We start from the raw sequence: 21,492 nt of genomic DNA on the forward strand, positions 1-21,492 counted from the left end.
CAACATCATCACACGCCACACCGCGCACAGCCGTCAGACACGACCAACAATGGACAGGTTATTCAGCGCGTTCCTAGAATGGCCGCATCATGACCGCACCGGGGGCTGCTAGCCCAGATACCCCGATCGCGGGGCTCGTCGAATTGGCGCTGGCCGCGCCAACCTTCCAACAGCTGATTGCGCGCGCCTCCGATCGACCCGACGAATTAACGCTGGTAGGGCCGGCCAGTGCGCGCCTGTTCGTCGCCAGCGCGCTGGCGCGGCAGGGTCCGTTGCTGGTGGTCACCGCCACCGGCCGCGACGCCGACGACCTGGCCGCGGAACTACAGGGTGTTTTCGGTGGCGCGGTCGCGGTGTTTCCGTCGTGGGAAACGCTGCCGCATGAGCGGCTCTCACCGGGTGTCGACACCGTCGGTGCTCGCCTGCTGGTGCTGCGCCGGCTGGCCCATCCCGACGATGCCAGGCTGGGACCGCCGTTGCGGGTCGTGGTGACCGCGGTGCGCTCACTGCTGCAGCCGATGACCCCGCAGCTGGGGCGGCAGGAACCGGTCGCCTTGCGGGTAGGGCAGGAGATCGGCTTCGACGACCTGATCGCCCGGTTGGTCGAATTGGCCTACACCCGGGTGGACATGGTTGGCCGGCGCGGCGAGTTCGCCGTGCGGGGCGGGATCCTCGACATCTTCGCCCCGACCGCCGAGCATCCGGTGCGCGTCGAATTCTGGGGCGACGAGATCACCGAAATGCGGATGTTCTCGGTCGCCGATCAGCGCTCTATTCCAGAGATCGAGGTCGACACGCTGGTGGCGGTCGCCTGCCGTGAGCTATTGCTGACCGATGATGTGCGGGCGCGGGCCGCCGAATTGGCCGCGCAGCACCCGGCCGCCGAGAATGCGGTGACCGGCAGCGTCTCCGACATGCTGGCCAAGCTGGCCGAGGGCATCCCGGTCGACGGGATGGAGGCACTGCTGCCGGTGCTGCATCCCATGGAAGATGGGGCAGACGGGGCAAATGCTGCCCATGCGTTGCTGACCGACCAGCTGGCCGAGGGCACCCCGGTGTTGCTGTGCGACCCGGAGAAAATCCGGACCCGGGCGGCCGACCTGATCAAGACGGGGCGGGAATTCCTGGAGGCGGCGTGGTCGGTGGCCGCGCTTGGCACCGGTCCGGAAAATCACGCCCCCGTCGACGTCGAGCAGCTCGGAGGCTCGGGTTTCGCCGAGTTGGACGACGTGCGCGCTGCGACAGCCAAGTCCGGTCACCCGTGGTGGACGCTGAGCCAGCTGTCGGACGAGTCCGCGACGGAACTCGACGTCCGGCCCTCGCCGTCGGCCCGGGGCCATCAGCACGACATCGATGAGATTTTCGCGATGCTGCGCGCCCACGTCAGCACCGGCGGCTACGCCGCGGTCGTCGCGCCCGGCACCGGGACCGCGCACCGGGTCGTCGAGCGGCTGGCCGAGTCCGACACGCCCGCCGCCATGCTGGACTGCGGCGCGACACCCAAGGCGGGCGTCGTCGGCGTCCTGAAGGGGCCGCTGCACGACGGTGTCGTCATTCCCGGCGCCAACCTGGTGGTCATCACCGAGACCGACCTGACCGGCAGCCGGGTCAGCGCCGCCGAGGGCAAGCGGTTGGCCGCCAAGCGGCGTAACACCGTGGACCCGCTGGCGCTGACGGCCGGCGACCTGGTGGTGCACGATCAGCACGGCATCGGCCGGTTCGTCGAGATGGTGGAACGCACGGTCGGCGGCGCCCGCCGCGAGTACCTAGTGCTGGAGTACGCCTCCAGCAAGAGGGGCGGCGGTTCCGACAAGCTGTACGTCCCGATGGACTCCCTGGACCAGCTGTCGCGGTATGTCGGCGGGCAGGCGCCGGCGCTGAGCCGGCTGGGCGGCAGTGACTGGGCCAACACCAAGACGAAGGCGCGACGCGCGGTGCGTGAGATCGCCGGCGAGCTGGTCTCGCTGTACGCCAAACGGCAGTCCAGCCCCGGACATGCGTTCGCGCCGGACACGCCGTGGCAGGCCGAGATGGAGGACGCGTTCGGTTTCACCGAGACCGTCGACCAGCTCACCGCGATCCAAGAGGTCAAGGCCGACATGGAAAAGCCGATCCCGATGGACCGGGTGATCTGCGGCGACGTCGGCTACGGCAAAACCGAGATCGCGGTGCGGGCGGCATTCAAGGCCGTCCAAGACGGTAAGCAGGTGGCGGTGCTGGTGCCTACCACGCTGCTGGCCGACCAGCATCTTCAGACCTTCGCGCAGCGAATGTCCGGATTCCCGGTGACCGTCAAGGGCTTGTCGCGGTTCACCGATGCCGCCGAGTCGCGCACGGTGATCGAGGGCCTGGCCGATGGGTCGGTGGACATCGTGATCGGCACCCATCGGCTGCTGCAGACCGGGGTGCGCTGGAAGGATCTGGGCCTGGTGGTGGTCGACGAGGAGCAGCGGTTCGGCGTCGAGCACAAGGAGCACATCAAGTCGCTGCGCACCCACGTCGACGTGCTGACCATGAGCGCCACCCCGATCCCGCGCACGCTGGAGATGAGTCTGGCCGGGATCCGCGAGATGTCGACCATCCTGACCCCGCCCGAAGAGCGCTATCCGGTGCTGACCTACGTCGGCCAGCACGACGACAAGCAGATTGCGGCGGCGTTGCGGCGGGAACTGCTGCGCGACGGGCAGGCCTTCTACGTGCACAACCGGGTCAGCTCCATCGACCGGGCCGCGGCTCATGTCCGCGAGCTGGTGCCCGAGGCGCGGGTGGTGGTCGCGCACGGGCAAATGCCCGAAGAGCTGCTGGAACGCACCGTGCAGGGCTTCTGGAACCGTGAATACGACATCCTGGTGTGCACGACGATCGTGGAGACCGGCCTGGACATCTCCAACGCCAACACGCTCATCGTCGAGCGCGCCGATACCTTCGGGCTGGCCCAGCTGCATCAGCTGCGGGGCCGGGTGGGCCGCAGCCGCGAACGCGGCTATGCCTACTTCCTCTATCCGCAGCAGGCGCCGCTGACCGAGACGGCCTACGACCGGTTGGCGACCATCGCGCAGAACAACGAGCTGGGCGCGGGGATGTCGGTGGCATTGAAGGACCTCGAGATCCGCGGGGCCGGCAACGTGTTGGGTGTCGAGCAGTCCGGGCATGTCGCCGGGGTCGGGTTCGACCTGTACGTGCGGTTGGTCGGTGAGGCCGTTGAAGCATACCGAGCGGCGGCCGATGGCCAGACGGTAACCACTGCCGAGGAGCCCAAGGACGTGCGCATCGACTTGCCGGTCGATGCGCATCTGCCGCCGGACTACATCGCCAGCGACCGCCTGCGTTTGGAGGCCTATCGGAGGATTGCCGCCGCGTGTGACGACGCGGCCGTCGCTTCTGTCGTAGAAGAGCTCAACGACCGCTACGGGCCGCTACCCGAACCCGCCCGGCGGCTGGTGGCGGTGGCGCGGCTGCGGTTGCTGTGTCGCGGTTCCGGCATCACCGAAGTGTCGGCGCCGTCGGCGGCGACGGTGCGACTGTCGCCGCTGAACCTGCTGGACTCCGCGCAGGTTCGGCTCAAGCGGATGTACCCGGGGGCGCACTACCGGGCGACCACGGCTACCGTGCAGGTCCCCATCCCACGTGCCGGCGGGGTCGGCGCGCCGCGTATCCGAGATGTCGCATTGGTGCAGATGGTGGCCGACCTGGTGACGGCGCTGGCAGGCACACCGCAGAAAGATATTGGTATAACGAGTCCGTCCGGCGACGATACGGGCCGCCCCGTGTCGAGTAAGGAGCGACGAGCGCGATGATTGTCGTCCTGGTCGACCCGCGCCGCCCGTCGCTGGTGCCGGTCGAAGCCATCGAGTTGCTGGGCGGCCCGGTGCAATACACCGAGGAGATGCCGGTCGCGGTGCCCTGGTCGCTGCCCGACGCGCACCCGGTGCACATGGGAGACGACGCACCGGTGTTGTTGTCGTCGGACCCCAACCATCCGGCCGTAGTGGCACGACTGGCCGGCGGAGCGCGGCTGATTTCGGTAGTAGATCGCCAGCGCGGGGAACGACTGCTCGACGCCGTGGCCATGATGGACAGACTTCGCAGCGACGGACCGTGGGAAAGCGAGCAGACCCACAACTCGTTGCGCCGCTACCTGTTGGAGGAGACCTACGAGCTGCTCGACGCGGTGCACAGCGGCGATGTGAACCAGCTGCGCGAGGAACTCGGCGACTTGTTGCTGCAGGTGCTTTTTCATGCCCGCATCGCCGAAGACGCGGCGCTGCTTCCGTTCACCATCGACGACGTCGCCGACACGCTGATCCGCAAGCTGACCAATCGTGCACCAGGAGTCCTTGCCGGACAAGAGGTTTCGATTCAGGAGCAGATGAGTCAGTGGGAAGAACGCAAATCGGCCGAAAAATCCCGGAACTCCGTTTTGGACGAGGTCCATACCGGTCAACCGGCATTAGCCTTGGCGCAGAAGGTTATTCAGCGTGTCACCAATGCGGGTCTACCTGCGCGGCTGATCCCATCCGGCATCACCTCGATCTCCGTTTCGGCCGAGGTTGATGCGGAAAACTCTTTGCGTGCAGCTATTTTGGACTTCATCGACAAGGTTCACAGCGCCGAGAATGCGATTGCGGCCGCGCGCCGTGGCGACAGCGTTGCCGAAGAACTCGACGTGACGCCCCTCGGCACGATCACCGCCGAAGAGTGGCTGATCCACTGGCCATCGGGTGCCTCGCAGGCCGATGCGGCACCAGCCGCGCTGACGTTCGACGAGCCGGACGATTCGGCCTTCGAACCCGTCGAACTGCCCGGCCCGACGGACAATGTGCTGGAAACCAGCCCCGAAACCGACCCGGCGGCGGGTAAGGAATCCCGCGGCGGCCCGAAGAAACGCAAAGGCAGGCGGTAAGAGCCCGGCCACGGCAAGCGATCATCCCGAAGTTTGCGACAGATGCGTTTGCTGCCAACAGCAACGGGAACAGCGATAGCCAAATGCGCTCACAGCTAACCGATATCTACGTCATAGCAACGGTATGCCGGTGTGCTGAGCCGCAAATGAAAAGGGGCACGATCGCAACCCGTGGGACGATGATCATGACCAAATCGGTAGCAGACCGGAAGAGGACATAAGGGAAGCGGCAGCCAGGGCCCGAGCGGAGCCCGGGAGGAGCCCAGGAGGAGCCAAGAAGGAGCAGTGTGACGCCGAGACGCTGGTTGCGCGCGGTCGCCGTGATAGGGGCGACCGCGATGCTGTTGGCGTCCAGTTGCACCTGGCAGCTCAGCTTGTTCATTCCCGAAGGTGTGCCGCCGCCGCCGGGTGATCCCGTCCCGCCGGTGAACACCTATGCCAGCGGCCGGCCCGCCGATCAGTTGCGCGAGTGGGCCGAGCAACGAGCTCCCGCGCTGGAGATGCCGGTCATCGCTCTCGAGGCCTACGCCTACGCCGCGCGCGTCGCGCAGGTCGAGAACCCCAAGTGCCATATCGCGTGGACCACGCTGGCGGGTATCGGGCAGGTGGAGAGTCATAACGGCACCTATCACGGCGCGACCATAGCGCCCAACGGGGACGTGACTCCGCCCATTCGCGGCGTTCGCCTCGACGGCACCGGCGGCACGCTGCGCATCGTGGACAGCGACCACGGGACCGTCGACGGTGCTTCGGACGGAGACGGGGTGCAGCGCGCGATGGGGCCGATGCAGTTCATCGCCGAAACGTGGCGACTCTATGGGGTCGACGCCAACAACGACGGCATCGTCAGCCCCGACAACATCGACGATGCCGCACTGTCGGCGGCGGGTTACTTGTGCTGGCGCGGAAAGGATCTCGCGACTCCGCGCGGCTGGATCACCGCGTTGCGTGCCTACAACAACTCCGGTGTTTACGCCCGGGCGGTGCGGGACTGGGCGACCGCTTACGCGGCGGGTCACCCGCTGTAGCAGGATAAAGCGCCGAGCCAGGCTTTACGCTAAAGGGCGGTCCGGGACCATAAGAGAACCGAAGCGCAAAGGAGAATCCAGTGCCGATTATCGAGCAGGTCGGGGCCCGCGAGATTCTGGATTCCCGCGGCAACCCGACGGTCGAGGTCGAAGTGGCTCTGATGGACGGCACTTTCGCCCGCGCCGCGGTGCCATCGGGCGCATCGACGGGCGAGCACGAGGCCGTCGAACTGCGCGACGGCGGCGACCGCTACGGCGGCAAGGGGGTCAAGAAGGCAGTCCAAGCCGTGCTCGATGAAATCGGCCCCGCCGTCATCGGCCTCAACGCCGACGACCAGCGGCTGGTCGACCAGGCGCTGGTCGACCTGGACGGCACGCCCGACAAGTCCCGACTGGGCGGCAACGCGATCCTGGGTGTCTCGCTGGCGGTCGCCAAGGCCGCCGCCGAATCGGCGGAATTGCCGTTGTTCCGCTACATAGGCGGCCCCAACGCCCACATCCTGCCGGTGCCCATGATGAACATTCTCAACGGCGGCGCACACGCCGATACCGCCGTCGACATCCAGGAGTTCATGGTGGCCCCGATCGGCGCGCCGAGCTTCGCCGAGGCGCTGCGCTGGGGTGCCGAGGTGTACCACGCGCTCAAGTCGGTGCTGAAGAGGGAGGGGCTGTCCACCGGTCTGGGCGACGAAGGCGGTTTTGCCCCCGACGTGGCCGGCACCGCCGCGGCGCTGGATCTGATCAGCAGGGCCATCGAGTCGGCGGGTTTTCAGCTCGGCTCGGACGTGGCACTGGCGCTCGACGCCGCCGCCACCGAGTTCTACACCGACGGCACCGGCTACTCCTTCGAGGGTTCGATCCGCACCGCCGAGCAGATGGCCGAGTTCTACGCCGGACTGTTGGCTTCCTACCCCCTGGTGTCCATCGAAGACCCACTGTCCGAAGACGACTGGGACGGCTGGGCCGCGCTGACGGCGTCGATCGGCGAGCGGGTACAGATCGTCGGCGACGACATCTTCGTCACCAATCCGGAGCGACTCGAAGAGGGCATCGAACGCGGCGTGGCAAACGCGTTGCTGGTCAAGGTGAATCAAATCGGCACGCTGACCGAGACACTCGACGCGGTGGCGCTGGCTCACCACAGCGGATACCGCACGATGATGAGCCACCGCAGCGGCGAGACCGAGGACACCATGATCGCCGACCTGGCGGTGGCCGTCGGCAGCGGACAGATCAAGACGGGCGCACCGGCCCGCAGTGAACGCGTCGCCAAATACAACCAGCTGTTGCGCATCGAAGACACACTCGGCGACGCCGCCCGGTACGCCGGCGACCTGGCCTTTCCCCGATACCTTGTGGACCAAAAATAGGTTGGGCTAGGTTGAGCGCCAACCTCAAGCGCGGCTGAAGCGACATGCCCGACGCGAAACGACCCGACTCGAAACGCCGCTCCCCGGCATCGCGGCCGGGCAAGGCCGGCGATACGTCCCGGGCCCGTCGCTCAGCGTCGCCGTCCCGGCCCGCACAGTCGCCGGCCACCGGCCAGAGCGCCCGCAACCTGCGCGAGCATCTCGTCGAACCCATCAAGCGCTCGTTCACCGAATCGATGGAACAGCGGTCCGATCAGCGGCTGGGGTTCACCGCCCGGCGGGCGGCGGTGCTGGCCGCGGTGGTGTGTGTGCTCACGCTGACCATCGCCGGTCCGGTGCGCACCTACTTCGCGCAGCACACCGAGATGGAACAACTGTCCGCGACGGAAACCGCGCTGCGTCGCCAGATCGCCGACCTGGAGCGGCAGAAGAACCAGCTGGCCGACCCGGCCTATATCGCAGCCCAGGCCCGGGAGCGTCTCGGGTTCGTGATGCCGGGCGACATCCCGTTTCAGGTCCAGCTTCCGCCGACGGCGGCGGTGTCGCCCCAGCCTCGCGGCGATGCGCCGACCCCGGCCAAAAACGAGCCCTGGTATACCGCGTTGTGGCACACCGTCGCCGATGCGCCGCACCTGCCGCCTGCCGCCGCCCCGGAGCCCACACCCGAGCCCGGTCCGCCCGGTGCTGGGCTACCCAACCCGACGGCGCCCGGTGGTTGACCGCGCCGATCTTCAGGTGGTGGCGCGTCAGCTCGGCCGGGAGCCTCGCGGCGTGCTCGAGGTGGCTTACCGATGCCCCAACGGTGAACCCGGCGTGGTGAAAACTGCCCCGAAACTGCCTGACGGCACACCGTTTCCGACGTTGTACTACCTGACGCATCCGGTGCTCACGGCGGCGGCAAGCAGGCTGGAGACCATCGGGCTCATGCGCGAGATGACCCAGCGGCTCCAAGATGACCCCGACCTGGCTGCGGCGTATCGGCGGGCACACGAGTCGTATCTGGCCGAGCGTGACGCCATCGAACCGCTGGGAACGGCAGTGTCGGCGGGGGGAATGCCCGACCGGGTGAAGTGCCTGCACGTGCTGATCGCGCATTCGCTGGCCAAGGGTCCCGGGGTGAATCCACTCGGCGATGAGGCGGTGGCGCTGTTGGCCGCCGAGCCGGCGGCAGCCGATTTGATTGTGGGGGAGCAGTGGCGATGAGTGGATCGAGAAGACGAATCGCGGCGATCGACTGCGGTACCAATTCGATTCGCCTGTTGATCGCCGAGGCGACCGGCACCCGCCTGCACGATGTGCATCGCGAAACGCGGATTGTCCGACTGGGCCAGGGAGTTGACGCGACCGGCGAGTTGGCCCCGGATGCTATCGCGCGGACTTGCGCAGCCTTGACCGACTATGCCGTATTGCTGCGGCTGCACGGTGTTGAGCGGGTACGAATGGTTGCCACGTCGGCTACTCGCGACGCCGCCAATCGTGACGCCTTTTTCGCGATGACGGCGGAGGTGCTGGGCGCCGTGATCCCTGGTTCGATGGCGGAAGTGATCAGCGGCGCCGAGGAGGCCGAGCTGTCATTCCGCGGCGCGGTCGGCGAATTAGACAGCGCCGGTGCGCCTTTCGTGGTCGTAGACCTGGGCGGCGGCTCCACCGAGATTGTGCTGGGGAAGGCCGGCAACGAGGTGGTCGCGAGTTATTCGGCTGACATCGGGTGCGTGCGTCTCACGGAGCGCTGTTTGCACTCCGACCCCCCGACGGCACTTGAGGTCGACGCGGCCCGAAAGGTGGTGCGGGAGCGGTTGGCAGTCGCGTTGCAGGTGGTGCCCGTCGAGTCGGCTCGGACCTGGGTCGGTCTGGCCGGGACAATGACCACGCTGTCCGCGTTGGCTCACCGCTTGACGGCGTATGATGCGGCGGCCATTCATCTTTCGCGGGTGCCGGGTGATGACTTGTTGATCGTGTGCGAGCGGCTGGTGAAAATGACTCGCAAGGAGCGCGCCGCCCTGCCGCCGATGCACGAGGGACGGGTGGACGTGATCGCCGGCGGGGCGATCGTGGTCGAGGAGTTGGCGCGCGAGCTGCGTGACCGGGCCGGCATCGACGAGCTGACCGTCAGCGAGCACGACATCCTGGACGGCATCGTGCTGTCGCTGTCCGGGTGAGTCACATCTGTCGCAGCAGTCACTGTCCGGGGTGGCCCTCTTTTTTGCCCACCTCACTCGGAAATTCATGGTGACCACGAATGCTGCTGGTCAACGATGTCGTCTTGCGCAGTCTTGGCTGCCTGGCCCTGTTTTCGGCACGCTGATACGGCTTTCGGGGATGTCTCGCGTGCTCGCCGAAGCGGCTGCCATACCGCCGCATCGAGTGTGCGGCGACGGCTTTGACTGTGTATGGAGGGCGGGAACTGCCGCGATCGGCCGCCCTGACGGCACGATCGGCGCCGCCAGCGCACACTCGGCGCCGCCAGCGCACACTCGGCGCTGCCAGCGCACACTGGGCGCCGTCGGCGGCACACTCGGCGCCGTCAGCGCACACTCGGCGCCGTCAGCGCACACTGGGCGCCGTCAGCCACGCACCCCGGCCGCACCCGCACGCGAATTTTCATTACCCCCCAACGGGGCGCGGCCCCATGAACGCTCATAGCGACAACTCCGGCCGATGTCATACCGGCATGCGACGGTTCGGCAATGAACATCATGCTTCGCGGAATCGAGCTTCGCTACGTGCTGACCATGCAGCTGTCCCAACACGGACCGGCGACCATCGCCGAAATGCTCGATGCGCTTGCCTGGCACGGATTTTCGGTGCGCGGCAGGGCATCCAAGGCCGTCTCGGACGCGTTGCGCTGGGAGATTGCACGCGGCCGGGTTCGCCGACTCGGCCGGGGTTGGTACGGCCCGTCGTACATCCCGCGAGCCACCGAACACCGGATTCATCGACGCGTGCTGGCGTTGCGGGCCTTGGCCCGGGCACCGGCGAAGTCGCTATTAGGTGGGCACAAAGAGGGTCACCCCGGACAGTGACTCCTGTGGCAGCTGGGACTCAAGCCTCGAAGCGGTAGCCCATTCCGGACTCCGTCAACAGGTGCGTGGGGTGCGACGGGTCATCTTCCAGTTTGCGCCGCAGCTGCGCCAGATACACACGCAGGTAATGGGTTTCGGTGGCATACGCGGGTCCCCACACCTCCTTGAGCAGTTCCTCGCGGCCGACCAGCTTGCCCCGGTTGCGGACCAGCACCTCGAGCATGCCCCACTCGGTCGGGGTCAGATGCACTTCGACACCGTTCTTGGTGACCTTCTTGGCGGCCAAATCGACGGTGAACGCGTCGGTTTCGACAACCGGCTGATCCACCTCCGACGCCGCGGCGTTGCGGCGCACCGCCGCGCGCAACCTGGCCAGAAACTCGTCCATCCCAAAGGGTTTGGTGACGTAGTCGTCGGCGCCCGCGTCCAGGGCCTCGACCTTGTCGGAGGAATCGGTGCGCGCCGACAACACGATCACCGGTGCCGTCAGCCAGCCGCGCAGACCGCCGAGCACCTCGATGCCCGAAATGTCCGGCAGGCCCAGGTCGAGGATCACCACGTCGGGCCGGTGCTCGGCGGCGGCGCGCAGCGCGCCGGCACCGGTTGAGGCGGTGATCACCTCGTAGCCGCGCACGGTCAGGTTGATGCGCAGCGCCCGCAGGATGTGCGGCTCGTCGTCGATCACCAAGACGCGGGTCATTCTCGCCGCTCTCCCCCGCAAGCGGGCGGCGCGGCCAGGTCGACGACGACGGTCAGACCGCCTCCCGGCGTATCTCCAGCCTGGACGGTGCCGCCCATCGCTTCGACGAAACCGCGGGCCACCGACATACCCAGACCGACTCCGGTGGTGTTGTCGTTATCACCAAGGCGCTGAAAGGGTTCGAAGATCTGGCCCTGGGTTCCGGGCGGAACCCCGGGACCCTCGTCGATGACATTGATCAGCACCCGATCGCCCACCTGGCCGGCGTTGACCCGCACGACGGAATCCGGTGCATAGCGCAGCGCGTTGTCGATAAGGTTGGCCAAGACCCGTTCCATCAGGCCCGCGTCGGCCATCACCACGGCGCCTCCGACGTCGACCTTGACGCGGTCGATGGCCGACCGGTAGAAGCCGGTGGCACCCATGCCGATACTCACCAACGCGCGCTGCACCACTTCCTCCAGATACACCCGTTGCAGGTCCGGGCGCAGCACGCCGGCGGCCAGCCGCGACGAGTCGAGCAGGTTTCCGACCAGTGCGGTGAGGGCGTCGATGGATTCTTCGATAGTGGCCAGCAATTCGGCGGTGTCGGCCGGGGAGAAGGCGATGTCGTGGGCTCGCAAGCTGGACACCGCGACCTTGGCCGCTGCCAGCGGGGTGCGCAGGTCATGGCTGACCGCGGACAGCAGTGAGCGCCGCAGCTCGTCAGCACGCACGATCGCTTCGGTCCGGCTGGCTTCTTCGGCCATCTCACGTTGCCTGACCAGACCCGCGGCTTGTCTGGCCACCGCGTTGAGTACCCGGCGGTCCCGCGCCGACAGTTGTTTTCCGGCCATCAGCATCCAGAACTCGTCGTCCCCGACCTCGATCGCGGTGTCGGCGGAATCGACTGTGGTGCAGGGATCTTTGCCGACGGAGGCCACCACCTCACTGAGGGTGCGGTCTTCGCCCGCGCGCTCGCGCAACATGCTCACGGTGCGTTGCGAGTACGTCTCCCGCACTCGTTCCAGCAGTGTTTCCAGGTCTGCTCCGCGCAGCACCGATCCGGCGAACAAGGTCAGCAGTTCGGCCTCCTGGGCGGCGCGGCGGGCTTCCCGGGCTCGTTTGGCCGCACCGTCGACGAGCACCGCGACCGCGACCGCGACTAGGAGTAGCACCGCCTCGGTGACGGCCGCGGATGGTTCGGCGATGGTGAACGTGTAGCGCGGATCGGTCAGGAAGTAGTTCAGCAGCAGGCTGGACAACACCGCCGAAAGAACGGCCGGGGCAACGCCGCCCAGCAGCGCCACCAGGAGGACTCCGACAAAGAACAGCGCGCTTTCGCCACTGGTGTCCAGATAGGGGTCCAACACTGACACGGTTACCGCACAGATCAACGAGGGAACGATGACGGCGGCCAGCCAGGACGTCACTCGTCGGGTGCGGGGGGTCATCGGCGCGGTCCGCACGCCCCGCTTGGATTCCTCGTGGGTGACCAGGTGCACGTCGATCTTGCCCGACCGCTCGACGATCGCCGAGCCGATACCCTCCTCAAAAAGACGTGCCAACCGGGACCGGCGTGAGGTGCCGATCACCAGTTGAGTGGCGTTGATTTCGCGGGCGAAATCCAGCAGGGCGTCGGCGACGTCGTCGCCGACCACGGTATGCAGCGAGGCGTCAAGACTGTTGGCCAGCTCGCGGATCTTGCTCATCCGTGCCTCCGACAAGCCCGCCAGCCCGTCACCGCGGATGACGTGCACCACCATCAGCTCGGCACTCGACTTTGATGCGATCCGGGATGCTCGTCGCACCAACGTCTCCGATTCCGGACCGCCGGTGACGGCCACGACGACGCGCTCGCGCGCTTCCCACATGTCGGTGATCTTGTTGTCCGCGCGGTACTTGGCCAGCGCGGTGTCCACTTGATCGGCCAGCCACAGCAGCGCCAGTTCCCTTAGCGCGGTGAGGTTTCCGCGGCGGAAGTAATTGGACAACGCCGCGTCGATCTTGTCAGGAGCATAGACATTGCCGTGAGACAGCCTGCGGCGCAACGCCTCCGGCGTGATATCGATGAGTTCTACTTGGGCGGCCTGTCGCACGACGGCATCCGGTAAGGTCTCCTTTTGCTCGATGCCGGTGATCTGGGCGACGACGTCGTTGAGGCTTTCCAGATGCTGGATGTTCACCGTGGAGATCACGGTGATCCCGGCGTCGAGCAGCTCCTCGACGTCCTGCCAGCGCTTGGGGTTCTTGCTGCCCGGTGTATTGGTATGAGCCAGCTCGTCAACCAGGACCACCTTCGGATGCCGCGCCAGCACGGCCGGCACGTCGAGCTCGGGAAAACTGACGCCGCGGTACTCGACGTAGTGCGGCGGAATGATTTCGATGCCGTCAAGCAGCGCAGCGGTTTTCGCGCGTCCGTAGGTCTCCACCACGGCCGCCACCAGGTCGGTACCGCGTTCCAACCGCCGGCGCGCTTCGCCGAGCATCGCGTACGTCTTGCCGACCCCCGGCGCCGCCCCCAGATAGATGCGGAGTTCTCCGCGTTTGCGAGGGGGGTCGGCGGCGCTCACAGAACCATCATCCACCCGCAACGCTAGACCGGGTATCTGCGGTCGAGTTCCAGGTTGAGCTGCAGCACATTGACGCACGCCTGCCCGAAGATACCGAGGGTGCGGCCGTTTTCCGTCTGAGCCACCAGCGCCCGTATCTGATCCGGGGTGGCATGCCGGGCCCTGGCCACCCGGGGAATCTGCAGCCCGGCGTAGGCCGGGGAGATATCCGGGTCCAGCCCGCTAGCGCTGGCCGTGACGGCATCGGGCGGAACCCGTGGGACCGCCGGCGCCGCGCCGCGAATGGGCACGATCTGGCCGAGCGAGTAGTTCTCGCCGAACGCCGCGCATTGGACCTGCACGCCCTCATAGCGGTCCAGAAACGGCTGCCTGCCGGCGGTGCAGGGCTCGTTGACGCTGACGACTCGGACTGGGCGCGAGACATTGCCGCGCGGATCGCGGGGACCGATCACCGACAGCACGGCTCCCACCCCGCCCGGCGTGCAGAATGGCCGTGATCCCTCCGCCTGGGCCAGACCCTCGAATCGCGCCACAGCCGCACTGCGCGAACACACCTGGGTCAGCAGACCGGGCCGGAAACCGGCTTCGGCCGCACTGGCGCCGGCCGCCAGTTTTGCCGGGTCGGCCGGAGTATCCACGATGCTCTCCGGCCCCAGATTGCTGCCGCCGCTGGACAACGTGTCATATCCGGCGCCTGCCGCCGAGGGCCGTCCCTGGAAGTACTGCGGCAACGGGCGCCCGGCGGCATCGAGGTACAACTGTCCGATCAGACTGCTGCCGACCGGTTTACCGCCGGCATCGACCATGGAACCTTGCGCCTTGTCGTGCAGCCCGGGAATCCACGCCGTCAACCAGACGAGCAGCGGGTAGCCGAGGCCGAGGATGACCGTGAAAACGAGCAGCGCCCGAAGCGCGGCCCAGTACTGACGGAGTGTGTTGGCGACTTTCATTTCTACGACATCCCGGGCAGCAGTTGAACAACCAGGTCGATGACCTTGATCCCGATGAACGGCGCGACCAGCCCGCCTACGCCATATCGGTAGAGGTTGCGGCTGAGCAGTTTCGAGGCGCGGTTGGGCGTATAGCGCACACCGCGCAGCGCCAGCGGAATCAGTGCGACGATGACGACGGCGTTGAAGATCACCGCGGACAGGATCGCCGATTGCGGGCTGTGTAGCCGCATCACGTTGAGCAGATCCAAGCCGGGAAACAGCGCCACGAACATCGCCGGGATGATCGCGAAATACTTGGCGATGTCGTTGGCTATCGAAAATGTGGTCAACGCGCCGCGGGTGATCAGCAGTTGCTTGCCGATTTCCACGATCTCGATGAGCTTGGTGGGATCGGAGTCCAGATCCACCATGTTGCCGGCCTCCTTGGCCGCCGCGGTGCCGGTGTTCATCGCCACCCCCACATCGGCCTGGGCCAGCGCCGGTGCGTCGTTGGTGCCGTCGCCGGTCATCGCGACCAACCGGCCGCCGTGCTGCTCGCGCTTGATCAGCATCAGTTTGTCCTCGGGAGTGGCCTCGGCCAGAAAGTCGTCCACCCCGGCCTCGTCGGCAATCGCCTTGGCGGTCAACGGATTATCGCCGGTGATCATCACGGTGCGAATCCCCATCAAGCGCATCGCGTCGAACCGGGCCCGCATACCCTGTTTAACCACATCCTTGAGATGGATGACGCCGAGCACCCGCGCGTTTCGGTGATCCACGCGGCCCACCACCAGCGGGGTGCCTCCGGCAGCGGAGATGCCGTCGACAATCTGTCCGAGTTCGACGGGTACATCGCCGCCGTTGCCGCGCACCCACTCGGCGACCGAGCTGGCCGCCCCCTTACGCAGCTTTCGCCCATCCAGGTTGACACCCGACATCCGGGTCAGCGCAGTGAATTCCACCCAGGAGGCGTCGTCGAGATCCCCCGGTGTGTGGGCGCGCAATCCGTAGGCTTGTTTGGCGTACACCACGATGGAGCGTCCCTCCGGCGTTTCGTCGGCCAGGCTGGCCAGCTGTGCGGCGTCGGCGAGCTCCGCGGCGCTGATCCCGCGCACCGGAATGAATTCCGATGCCTCCCGATTGCCGAGCGTGATGGTTCCGGTTTTGTCCAGCAACAGGGTGTTGACGTCACCGGCGGCTTCGACGGCCCGTCCGGACATGGCCAGCACGTTGCGTTGCACCAGCCGGTCCATGCCCGCGATGCCGATTGCCGACAGCAGCGCCCCAATTGTGGTGGGAATCAAGCACACCAGCAGCGCGACCAGCACAATTCCGCTGATACCGTCGGCGTCGAGGGCTTGGGTGTCGGGCACACCCGGGTTGTTGGCCTTGGAATAGATCGCCAGCGGCTGCAGCGTGGCCACCGCGAACACGAAGATGATGGTCAACGCCGCGAGCAGGATGTTCAGCGCAATCTCGTTGGGAGTCTTCTGCCGGTTGGCGCCCTCGACGAGCGCGATCATCCGGTCGACGAAGCTCTCACCGGGCTTTTGGGTGATTCGGATGATAATGCGATCCGACAGCACGGTCGTCCCCCCGGTGACCGAGGAACGGTCGCCGCCCGATTCCCGGATCACCGGCGCTGACTCGCCGGTTATCGCCGATTCATCAACCGAGGCAATGCCTTCCACGACATCTCCGTCGCCGGGAATGACCTCGCCCGCTGCGACCACCACGATGTCGCCCAGTTGTAGCAGCGGCGCGGCGATGTCTTCGGGTACCACCCCGGATCGGTCCAGGGCGCCTGGTGACCAATCCTTGAGTCGGTGCGCGACGGTGTCGGCCTTCGCTTTGCGCAGGGTGTCGGCCTGCGCTTTGCCGCGCCCCTCGGCGACCGCTTCGGCGAGGTTGGCGAAAATGACTGTCAGCCAAAGCCAGAACACCACGAGCCAGCTGAACCAGGTGTTGTCGCCGAACACCAGAATCGTCGCCCACCCGGCGCCGATCTCCACGATGAACATCACCGGATTGCGCCACAGGGTGCGCGGGTCGAGTTTGCGCAATGCGTCCGGCAGCGACTTCACCAGCAGCGCCGGATCGAGCAGATGTTTGGCCGAAGCGGTTGTGCGCGTCACTGTTTCAGTGGATCCCTTCGGCGAGCGGCCCGAGCGCCAGCGCGGGCAGGAAGGTGAGCGCCACCAGGATGACCGTCACACCGACCACCAGGCCGACGAATTGCGGCCGGTGGGTGGGCAAGGTGCCGGCCGACTCCGGGGTGGTCCCCTGCCGGGCCAGCGAACCGGCCAGCGCCAGCACCAGGATCATCGGCAGGAATCGGCCGAAGACCATCGCCAGGCCCAAGGCGGTGTCGTACCACACCGTGTTGGCCGCCAGACCCGCGAACGCCGAGCCGTTGTTGTTGGCCGCCGAGGTAAACGCATAGAGCACCTCCGACAGCCCGTGCGGCCCGGTGTTGGCCATGCCGGCCCGCTCCCCGGGCAGCGCCATTGCGGCGGCGGTGCCGACCAGCACGATCAGCGGAGTCACCAGGAAGTATCCGGCGGCCAGTTTCATTTCGCGCGGCGTGATCTTCTTGCCCAGGTATTCCGGGGTCCGTCCGACCATCAACCCGGCGACGAACACGGTGATGACGGCCAGGATCAGGATGCCGTACAGGCCGGAGCCGGTGCCGCCGGGCGCGACCTCGCCGAGTTGCATGTTGAACATCGTCATCATGCCGCCCAGGCTGGTGTAGGAGTCGTGGGTCGAGTCGACGGCGCCGGTGGACGTCAGCGTGGTGGCGTCGGCAAAGACCGCCGAGTCGGCAACCCCGAAGCGCTGTTCGACGCCTTCGGTCGACGCACCCACCGCGGTGGGCACGGTGCCGTGGTGCTGCACCTGGAACAGCAGCATGGTGGTGACGCTGACGGCGGCGATCACCGCGACGATCGCCGCGATCGCATAGCCCTGCCTCTTGCTGCCAACCAGCCGGCCGAAGGTGCGGGGCAGCGCGGAACTGATGACCAGCAGCAGGAAGATCTCCACCCAGTTGGTCCAGGCGGTCGGGTTTTCGAAGGGGTGTGCGGAGTTGGCGTTGTAGAAGCCGCCGCCGTTGGTGCCGAGCTCCTTGATCACCTCCTGGCTCGCGACCGGACCGCCCGGGATGGTCTGTGGGGCCCCGGCGAGCGTGGTCACGACCTGATCGTTGAGATGGAAGTTCTGGACGACCCCGCCCATGACGAGCACGACCGCGCCGGCGACGGCTATCGGCAGCAGAATGCGCAGCGTGCCGCGCACCAGGTCCACCCAGAAGTTGCCGAGTTCGCCGGTGCGGTTGCGGGCGAACCCGCGGACGAAGGCCACGGCGACGGCCATGCCGACCGCGGCGGACACGAAGTTCTGCACCGCCAAACCGGCCATCTGCACCAGATGCCCCTGGGTCGATTCGCCGGAATATGCCTGCCAGTTGGTGTTGGTGACGAAGCTGACCGCGGTGTTCCAGGCCAATGCGGGTGTCATCGGTGTGGCCGGATACCCAAGGTGCAGCGGCAGCTTGTCCTGCACTAGCTGCAGGGCGAACAGGAATATGATGCTCACCGCCGAAAATGCCAGCACGCTACGGGCATAGGCGGCCCAGGTCTGTTCGGCGCCGGGGTCCGCCCCGACCAGTCGGTAAATGAATCGCTCTGCGCGCCAGTGTTTTTCAGTGCTATAGGCGCGGTACATGTAGTCGCCGAGCGGGACGTGTGCCGCCGCCAGAGCGGCGACCAGCAGCCCGAGGAACAGCACCGCTGCGGTGCCGTCGCTCATCAGAACTTCTCCGGATACACCAGGGCCGCAACCAGCAACAGCGCGACGAGCGCGGCAAGAGCCAGACCGACAGCGTTGGCGGTGCTCACAAATCCAACTTCAGCAGTGCGCTCAACGCGGCGAAGACGGCCACGGTCAGCGCCAGGTAAACCACCACGGACATGTCTGTCTTTCTCGGCACGCAACGACAACCGCTCTCCGGTAGAGGGCCAGACAGAGGCTAGGCGCGAACGAAGCCGGGCGGGAGCGGCCTTAACGATTTCTTTACGGCCGCACCCGCGAGTATTTACGGCCGTCGCGGCGTTCCGGCGGTGTCCGTGCCCGGCCGGTCCATCATCGGCAGTTTGACCCGAAAGACGGTGTGGCCGTGCGCTGATTCGGCAGTCACCGAGCCGTTGTGCGCCTTGACGATCGAGTTGACAATGGCCAGGCCCAGTCCGTGGCCGGACTCAGCCGAGCGCGTCGTGTTGGCGCGGACGAACCGCTCGAACAGATGGGGTACGACGTCGGGGTCGATGCCGGGTCCGTCGTCGGTCACCGTCAGCTCGACGTATGACCCGTTGGTCGGGTCGGATTGGCGGGTGATCGCGGTGGTCACGGTGACCCCGGGCGGAGTGTGCACCCAGGCGTTGGTGAGCAGATTGCTGACGAGCTGATGCAGCCGGGCATGGTCCCCGTTGACCCACACCGGCTCGTCGGGCAGCTCCTTGACCCAACGGTGGCTCGGCGCCGCCACCGTCGCGTCGTTCACGGCGTTCATGACCAGGTCGGTCAAGTCGAGCTCTTCGGTTTGCAGGTCTTCCCCTTCGCCCAATCGGGACAGCAGCAGCAGTTCGTCGACCAGTGACGCCATCCGCCGGGCTTCCGACTCGATGCGCGCCAGCGCGTATTCGGTGGTCGGGGGCAGGGCCGAACTGTCTTGACGAGTCAGTTCCGCGTAGCCCTGGATGGCCGCGAGCGGGGTCCGCAGCTCGTGGCTGGCGTCGGTGATGAATTGCCGCATCCGCAGATCGGATTCGACGCGGTGCTGCAACGCGCTGTCGACGTTGTCCAGCAACCGATTCAGGGTGTGGCCCACGATGCCGACTTCGTTGTCCGGGTCGGTGTCCTCCGGCCGGACTCGCACCGCGATCCGGTGGTCCTCGCCGGCGAGCGGCAACGCGGCGACTTCGGCGGCGGTCGCGGCGAGCCGACGCAGCGGCCGAAGGGCATATCCGACCACCCAGGCCGTGAGTGCCGCCGTGATCACCAGCGCCGTCGCGACCAGCACGGTAGTGGTGATGTTCTTGCGGGAAGTGATCTGGTCGGCGAGGTTGAGCGAGACGCCGACGATGAGCCGGTCGGATCCGGCGGCGCGGCTGGCAACCTGGTAGGAACCCAGGCTGCCCAGCGTTTCGACCCGGGAGGGGCTGTCGTCCCAGGATTGGGCTTCGATGGCGCGGATGACGTCGGCCGGCGCGGGTCGTGGTTCGTCCTCGGAGAAGACGGCCGAGCCGATCACCACCCCGTCGCGCAGCACCGCGATGAGGTTGCCCGGGGTTTGCCCGGTGAACTCCAGCAGCGCCTGGGATACCGGGGGTGTACCGGTATGTATCGACGTGTGTTCGCCGTTGCGGTATCTGGCGTATGCGTGACTGAGCGCATGTAAGGACTCCGCGACCTCGGCATCGTTCATCGCGGTGACGTAACCGCGCAGGCTGAGTACGGACACGGCGCCCACGGCCACCAGCACTACGGTCACGACAGCCAGCACGCCGAGCAGCAACTGCCCGCGTAACGAACGGGGAAACCAGCGGGGGGTGTTGCGGTCCCCGGTCACTGCCGGCTCATTCCGCTGGTCGCAGCATGTATCCAATCCCGCGGACGGTGTGGATCATCGGCTCGCGGTCAGCGTCGATCTTCTTCCTCAGGTACGAGATATAGAGGTCGACAATGCTGGTGCGTCCGGCGAAGTCGTAGTTCCAGACCCGGTCGAGGATCTCGGTGCGGCTCAGCGCGCGGCGCGGATTGCGCATCAAGAACCGCAGCAATTCGAACTCGGTCGACGACAGCGATATCGGCGTCCCGCCGCGGGTGACTTCCCGGCTGGCGGCGTCGAGCCTGAGGTCGCCCACCTTGAGGGATTCGTCGGCGGGGGGCGCCAGATGGCTGGAACGGCGCAGCAGTCCGCGCAGCCGAGCGACCAGTTCCTCGAGGCTGAAGGGCTTGGTCATGTAGTCGTCGGCGCCGGCAGTCAGACCGGTGACCCGATCCATCACCGAATCCCGGGCGGTGAGGAACAAGGTGGGCGTGTAGTCGTCCGACTCGCGGACCCGCTGCAGGATCTGCAGCCCGTCCACATCGGGCAGCATGATGTCCAGGACTAGAACGTCCGGGCTGATTCTTTCGAACTTGGCGATGGCTTCCCGGCCGTTGTGGGCTATCTCGACGTCCCAGCCTTCGTAATGCAGCGCCATCTTGACCAGGTTGGTCAGCGCCGGCTCGTCATCGACCAGCAGGACCCGGATCGGTGAACCGTCGGCACGGTGAATGCGGGGCAGTTGCCCCAGAATGGCTTGGCGCGGACGTTGACTGCGCGGTTGCCCGGTCATTGCGGTCATGTTTCCCCATACTGTCAAGCTCACATGGGATCGTCACGGAGCTCATAACAACCTCAAATGTAGCCATGGCCGGCGGGTCCGGCGCTGCCAGCGGGGAACCTGGCGTATATATGTCGTAGGAAAGTGTTTGATATGCATTTTGTTGGCGTGAGCTATTGGGGTGCCGACTCCACAATGCTGCGCGGAAACGCGGTGCCATGGCCATCGATGCAGACCTTGGTACCAACGGCTGTCGGTGAGCTGGTTCCCGCGGCGCGGGTCCCGCCGGCGGGCGTCATCGTGCATCGAGACGGCTCCGAGGTCGCCGCCAAGGCCGGTGTCACCCTCACCGCGCACCAGGGCTTCCGTTACCTCAGCCAAATCGCCCTATCACTCCCCAGACTCGACCGCAGCCAGTTGCTCGTCACGCTTTTAGGTCTGGGTGCATACGAGTGTGGCCGCACACCGGTAGGTGTGCGGCCACACTCGTTGTTGTCGGTTTTTAGGCCCAGCTGGAGCCGACGGCGCTGTCGGTCTGCGCCATGTTGCTGCCGGCGGCCTGGACCTTCTGGCCGTGGGCGTTGGCCTGCTCGTA

16 protein-coding genes and 1 pseudogene are annotated in these 21,492 nt (G+C 66.6%); 8 read left to right on the forward strand and 9 right to left on the reverse strand.

Going from position 1 to position 21,492, the window contains the following annotated elements; genetic code table 11:
• Window positions 1-89: 89 nt before the first annotated feature.
• The 8 genes from mfd (at window position 90) to AWC07_RS03660 (ending at window position 10,324) form a co-directional block, all read left to right on the forward strand.
• Window positions 90-3,797 (forward strand): transcription-repair coupling factor, encoded by a 3,708-nt coding sequence (mfd, locus tag AWC07_RS03625; RefSeq protein ID WP_036408783.1) that lies wholly within the window; start codon window positions 90-92, stop codon window positions 3,795-3,797.
• The gene (locus AWC07_RS03630; protein ID WP_036408785.1) at window positions 3,794-4,903 is read left to right on the forward strand and encodes a nucleoside triphosphate pyrophosphohydrolase; all 1,110 of its coding nucleotides are present in this window, start codon (window positions 3,794-3,796) and stop codon (window positions 4,901-4,903) included. The genes mfd and AWC07_RS03630 overlap by 4 nt, the downstream gene beginning before the upstream one ends.
• Before the next feature lie 287 nt (window positions 4,904-5,190).
• Window positions 5,191-5,931 carry a lytic transglycosylase domain-containing protein gene (locus AWC07_RS03635; protein WP_036408787.1) on the forward strand — a complete coding sequence of 247 codons (741 nt, stop codon included), beginning with the start codon at window positions 5,191-5,193 and terminating at the stop codon, window positions 5,929-5,931.
• Between the two features lie 80 nt (window positions 5,932-6,011).
• Window positions 6,012-7,301 (forward strand): phosphopyruvate hydratase, encoded by a 1,290-nt coding sequence (eno, locus tag AWC07_RS03640; RefSeq protein WP_036408789.1) that lies wholly within the window; start codon window positions 6,012-6,014, stop codon window positions 7,299-7,301.
• Window positions 7,302-7,345: 44 nt separating this feature from the next.
• Window positions 7,346-8,020, forward strand: coding sequence for an FtsB family cell division protein (locus AWC07_RS03645; protein ID WP_036408791.1), 675 nt, complete (start codon window positions 7,346-7,348; stop codon window positions 8,018-8,020).
• Entirely contained in the window at window positions 8,013-8,504 is a 492-nt protein-coding gene (locus AWC07_RS03650; RefSeq protein WP_085104956.1) for a DUF501 domain-containing protein, read from the forward strand. The genes AWC07_RS03645 and AWC07_RS03650 overlap by 8 nt, the downstream gene beginning before the upstream one ends.
• Window positions 8,501-9,460 (forward strand): Ppx/GppA phosphatase family protein, encoded by a 960-nt coding sequence (locus tag AWC07_RS03655; RefSeq protein WP_036409595.1) that lies wholly within the window; start codon window positions 8,501-8,503, stop codon window positions 9,458-9,460. Before AWC07_RS03650 ends, AWC07_RS03655 begins: the two co-directional genes overlap by 4 nt.
• 528 nt (window positions 9,461-9,988) lie before the next feature.
• Window positions 9,989-10,324 (forward strand): hypothetical protein, encoded by a 336-nt coding sequence (locus AWC07_RS03660; protein WP_036409593.1) that lies wholly within the window; start codon window positions 9,989-9,991, stop codon window positions 10,322-10,324.
• Window positions 10,325-10,343: 19 nt separating this feature from the next.
• Here AWC07_RS03660 and AWC07_RS03665 read toward each other — a convergent pair whose 3' ends face one another.
• From AWC07_RS03665 to esxL, 9 genes and pseudogenes are all read right to left on the reverse strand, one after another.
• Window positions 10,344-11,024, reverse strand: coding sequence for a response regulator (locus AWC07_RS03665; protein ID WP_036409584.1), 681 nt, complete (start codon window positions 11,022-11,024; stop codon window positions 10,344-10,346).
• A complete protein-coding gene (locus AWC07_RS03670; protein ID WP_244187469.1) occupies window positions 11,021-13,612 on the reverse strand; it encodes a sensor histidine kinase in 2,592 nt (863 codons plus the stop codon). The genes AWC07_RS03665 and AWC07_RS03670 overlap by 4 nt, the downstream gene beginning before the upstream one ends.
• Entirely contained in the window at window positions 13,600-14,526 is a 927-nt protein-coding gene (locus AWC07_RS03675) for a potassium-transporting ATPase subunit C (RefSeq protein WP_036409583.1), read from the reverse strand. Before AWC07_RS03675 ends, AWC07_RS03670 begins: the two co-directional genes overlap by 13 nt.
• 2 nt (window positions 14,527-14,528) lie before the next feature.
• Window positions 14,529-16,643, reverse strand: coding sequence for a potassium-transporting ATPase subunit KdpB (gene kdpB / locus AWC07_RS03680; protein WP_036409582.1), 2,115 nt, complete (start codon window positions 16,641-16,643; stop codon window positions 14,529-14,531).
• 4 nt (window positions 16,644-16,647) lie between these two features.
• Window positions 16,648-18,318 (reverse strand): potassium-transporting ATPase subunit KdpA, encoded by a 1,671-nt coding sequence (gene kdpA / locus AWC07_RS03685; protein ID WP_036409580.1) that lies wholly within the window; start codon window positions 18,316-18,318, stop codon window positions 16,648-16,650.
• Window positions 18,318-18,407 carry a K+-transporting ATPase subunit F gene (locus tag AWC07_RS03690; protein WP_075549266.1) on the reverse strand — a complete coding sequence of 30 codons (90 nt, stop codon included), beginning with the start codon at window positions 18,405-18,407 and terminating at the stop codon, window positions 18,318-18,320. Before AWC07_RS03690 ends, kdpA begins: the two co-directional genes overlap by 1 nt.
• A gap of 197 nt (window positions 18,408-18,604) precedes the next feature.
• Complete coding sequence (locus AWC07_RS03695; RefSeq protein WP_036409578.1) at window positions 18,605-20,137, reverse strand: sensor histidine kinase; 1,533 nt, start codon at window positions 20,135-20,137, stop codon at window positions 18,605-18,607.
• Between the two features lie 7 nt (window positions 20,138-20,144).
• Window positions 20,145-20,918, reverse strand: a complete 774-nt coding sequence (locus tag AWC07_RS03700; protein WP_036409574.1) for a response regulator transcription factor — start codon at window positions 20,916-20,918, stop codon at window positions 20,145-20,147.
• Between the two features lie 481 nt (window positions 20,919-21,399).
• A pseudogene (gene esxL, locus AWC07_RS03705) lies at window positions 21,400-21,492 on the reverse strand (type VII secretion system ESX-5 protein EsxL); the annotation flags it as partial.

The organism is Mycobacterium gastri (assembly GCF_002102175.1).
Taxonomy (GTDB): Bacteria; Actinomycetota; Actinomycetes; order Mycobacteriales; family Mycobacteriaceae; genus Mycobacterium; species Mycobacterium gastri.

What these genes read in the sequence shown, in the direction of transcription:
- AWC07_RS03665 (WP_036409584.1), bottom strand. Translation starts at nt 11,024, where the DNA reads ATGACCCGCGTCTTGGTGATCGACGACGAGCCGCACATCCTGCGGGCG.
- AWC07_RS03655 (WP_036409595.1), top strand. Translation starts at nt 8,501, where the DNA reads ATGAGTGGATCGAGAAGACGAATCGCGGCGATCGACTGCGGTACCAAT.
- AWC07_RS03630 (WP_036408785.1), top strand. Translation starts at nt 3,794, where the DNA reads ATGATTGTCGTCCTGGTCGACCCGCGCCGCCCGTCGCTGGTGCCGGTC.
- AWC07_RS03645 (WP_036408791.1), top strand. Translation starts at nt 7,346, where the DNA reads ATGCCCGACGCGAAACGACCCGACTCGAAACGCCGCTCCCCGGCATCG.
- AWC07_RS03700 (WP_036409574.1), bottom strand. Translation starts at nt 20,918, where the DNA reads ATGACCGCAATGACCGGGCAACCGCGCAGTCAACGTCCGCGCCAAGCC.
- mfd (WP_036408783.1), top strand. Translation starts at nt 90, where the DNA reads ATGACCGCACCGGGGGCTGCTAGCCCAGATACCCCGATCGCGGGGCTC.
- kdpA (WP_036409580.1), bottom strand. Translation starts at nt 18,318, where the DNA reads ATGAGCGACGGCACCGCAGCGGTGCTGTTCCTCGGGCTGCTGGTCGCC.
- AWC07_RS03675 (WP_036409583.1), bottom strand. Translation starts at nt 14,526, where the DNA reads ATGAAAGTCGCCAACACACTCCGTCAGTACTGGGCCGCGCTTCGGGCG.
- AWC07_RS03660 (WP_036409593.1), top strand. Translation starts at nt 9,989, where the DNA reads ATGAACATCATGCTTCGCGGAATCGAGCTTCGCTACGTGCTGACCATG.